We start from the raw sequence: 2,996 nt of genomic DNA, 5'->3' as shown, positions 1-2,996 counted from the left end.
GCCGCCGCGCCGCCCGAGGCTGGGCCAAAGCCCGCGCCGGCCGCGAAGGCCGCGGCCCCTGCGCCTGCTCCCCGCAGCTCCGCGGCGCCAGCCGGGGCCCCGGAGGTCGAGCTGGAGATCGATCTCGAGGAGGGCGAGGACCTGACGCAGCTGGTGGCGCAGGACGAAGAGGAAGAAGAACTCGTCGTCGAGGGCGAGGAGGAGATTCCCGAGGTCCCGGCGGAGCCGACGAGCGTCGAGGAGGCGCGCGCGAGCGTCTCGCGGGGGGCCGCGGCCGCAGCCGCGGCGTACCTGGAGGACCGCCTCGGCGCAAATCCGGGCGACGTCGCCGCGTGGGAGGTGCTGGCCGAGGCGCGCCGTGCGCTCGGCAGCCCCAAGGCGGCCCGGGACGCGCTGCTGCGCCTGGCGGACGTGCACCGGCGCGCGCGCCGCTTCGACGAGGCGCGGGCGGCGTACAAGGGCGCGCTGGACCTCGATCATCGCAGCGCCGCCGCGGCGCGCGGGCTGGCGCAGCTGATCATCGAGGAGGAGGAGTCGCAACTCGAGCAGGCACCGCCGGTGCCCGCCGCGCGGCCCGTGCCGCCCGCCGCGGAGCCCCCGGCCGCACCGACGGCGCCCGCGCCCGCGGAAGAGCTGATCGAGATCTCTCTCGAGGACGAGGGTGCGGCGGAGGCGGCGCCCGTGCCTCCGCCCGCGCCTCCGCCCGCGGAGGAGGCGGTTCCCGCGGCGACGCCCGTCGCCGCGCCCGTTGCGGCAGCCCCGGAAGTCGCCGAGACACCCTACGGCGAGATCTCCATCGAGGGTGCGGCGCCCGCGGAGGCTCCGGTCGCCCCCGAGCAGGAATTCGGCGAGATTTCCCTGGAGGAACTGGCCGCGGCGCCCGCGGCGGGCGCGCCGTCCCCGGAGCAGGACGCCATCCCCGAAGGGGACATCTTCGCCGAAGAGACCTTTGCGCCGGAGGCGGCCGAACACGCGGCGGTCCCTCATGACGGGCCGCCTGATGAGATCTCTCTGGAGGAGGCGCCTTTCGAGGTGGGGGCGGAGGAGGTCGCGCTCGAGCACTTCGATGCCGCGGCCGATGCGCTGTCGGGCGCGGCGCCCGGGCCTGCGCCAGGAGCGCTGCCCGAGCCGGCGCCGGAGGGGATCGTCGAAACCGTCTTCGAGCCGGCGTCGGAGTCGCCTGCCGAAGTTGCTTTCGCGCCCGTCGTCGAAGCGCCCGTCGTCGAAGCGCCCGTCGTCGAAGCACCAGCCGTCGAAGCACCCGTCGTCGAAGCCCCGGCCGAGAAACGCGGCGCGGCCCCTGTCGGCGGGGAGTTCGCGGCGTTCCTCGCGGAGGCGGACTTCTATCTCCAGCAGGGGCTGCTCGACGAGGCCGAGTCCCTGTACTCGAAGCTCGCGAAGCTGGCCCCCGGCAACGCCTCGATCGCCGCGAACCTGCAGGCCGTCCGCGAGCGTCGTGCCGCCGCGCCGCCGGCGTCCGTCGCGGCAGCAGCGGCCGCGGCGCCGTCCGCGCCCGCGGAGGCGGAGGCGCCTCCTCCCGTCGGCGCGGACTTCGGCGATTTCCTCGGCGACCTGCGGCTGGAGTTCGAGGGGCAGGGCGAGCTGGCGCCGCCTCCGCCGCTGGACGAGGCGGGGCTCAACGAGATCTTCCAGGAGTTCCAGCGCTCGGTGAAGGAGCAGCTGGGCGACGAGGACTTCGAGACCCACTACAATCTCGGCATCGCGTACAAGGAAATGGGCCTGACCGAGGAGGCCATCGGGGAGTTCACGCTCGCGGAGAAGAGCCCGTCGCGCGCCATGGACGCCGTGAGCATGATCGCGCTGTGCCTGCGCGAGCAGGGCCGCGCCGACGAGGCCGCCCAGAAGCTGCGCACGGGAATCGCGCTCGCGGTCGAGGGGAGCGAGCAGCAGAAGGGCTTCCTCTACGACCTCGCGGCGCTGCACGAGCAGGCCGGCCGCACGGACCTGGCGGGCGAGGCCCTCCAGCGGCTCCACGCGATCGATCCCGCGTATCGCGACGTGGCCGCGCGCATCGGCGGCGCTCCTCCACCTGCCGCCCACCCGCGCAAGAAGCCCAGGGTCTCCTATCTCTAGAGGCGCAGACATGAGCTACGAGGAGTTCTTCCAACTGCGGGAGCAGCCGTTCTCCAACGCGCCGGACAGCCGCTACTACTTCAACAGCAACCAGCACAGCGAGGCGCTGCTGCGGCTCAAGCACGCGGTGCGCTCGAACGCCGGGCTCGCGGTGCTCGTGGGCGACATCGGCGCCGGCAAGACGACGCTGGCGCGCCGCCTGCTCGACGAGCTGGACGAGACCGAGTTCGAGTCGGCGCTGCTCGTGGTGGTGCACTCCTCGATCACGGCCGAGTGGCTGCTGCGCAAGATCGCCGCGCAGCTCGGCGTCGAGCCGGTGCCGGCCGAGCGCGTCGAGTGCCTCGCCGCGATCTACCACCGGCTCCTGGCGATCCGCGAGGAGGGGCGCAAGGCCGTCGTGCTCATCGACGAGGCCCAGATGCTCCAGTCGCGCGAGCTGATGGAGGAGTTCCGCGGCCTGCTCAACCTGGAACTGCCGGCGCACAAGCTGGTGACCTTCGTCTTCTTCGGCCTGCCGAGCCTCGACCAGACGCTGGCGCTCGACGAGCCGCTGCGCCAGCGGATGGCCGTGCGCTACCGACTGAGCGCGATGGCCCCGGACACCACCGTGGCCTACATCCGCCACCGGCTGCGCGTCGCGGGTGCGGGCGACCGCGAGATCTTCCGCCCCGACGCGCTCGCGCTCATCCACCGCCATGCGCGCGGCATCCCCCGCCTCGTCAACGTCGTCTGCGACAACTGCCTCTTCGAGGCCTTCCTCGTGCGCAAGGACCACATCGACGCGGCGGTGGTCGAGGGCGTGGCGGGGGACCTCGGCCTCAAGCCGGTGGCCACGCCCGCCGCTGCGTCGGAGGCTGGCGCGACCCCGGCGCCGCCCGCGCGCCCGGCCGCGGCGCCCCCCC

2 protein-coding genes are annotated in these 2,996 nt (G+C 73.9%); both read left to right on the top strand.

Features of this window, described 5'->3' with window-relative positions:
• The coding region (locus VI078_08125; GenBank protein HEY5999253.1) for a tetratricopeptide repeat protein at positions 1–2,094 on the top strand (2,094 nt) is incomplete at its 5' end.
• A gap of 10 nt (positions 2,095–2,104) precedes the next feature.
• A partial coding sequence (locus VI078_08120) for an AAA family ATPase (protein HEY5999252.1) occupies positions 2,105–2,996 on the top strand: 892 nt, incomplete at its 3' end.

It is taken from the genome of bacterium (genome assembly GCA_036524115.1).
Lineage (GTDB): Bacteria > JAUVQV01 > JAUVQV01 > JAUVQV01 > DATDCY01 > DATDCY01.
Note: the sequence above shows the minus strand (reverse complement) of the source record. Positions and strands in the feature narration are given on the sequence as shown.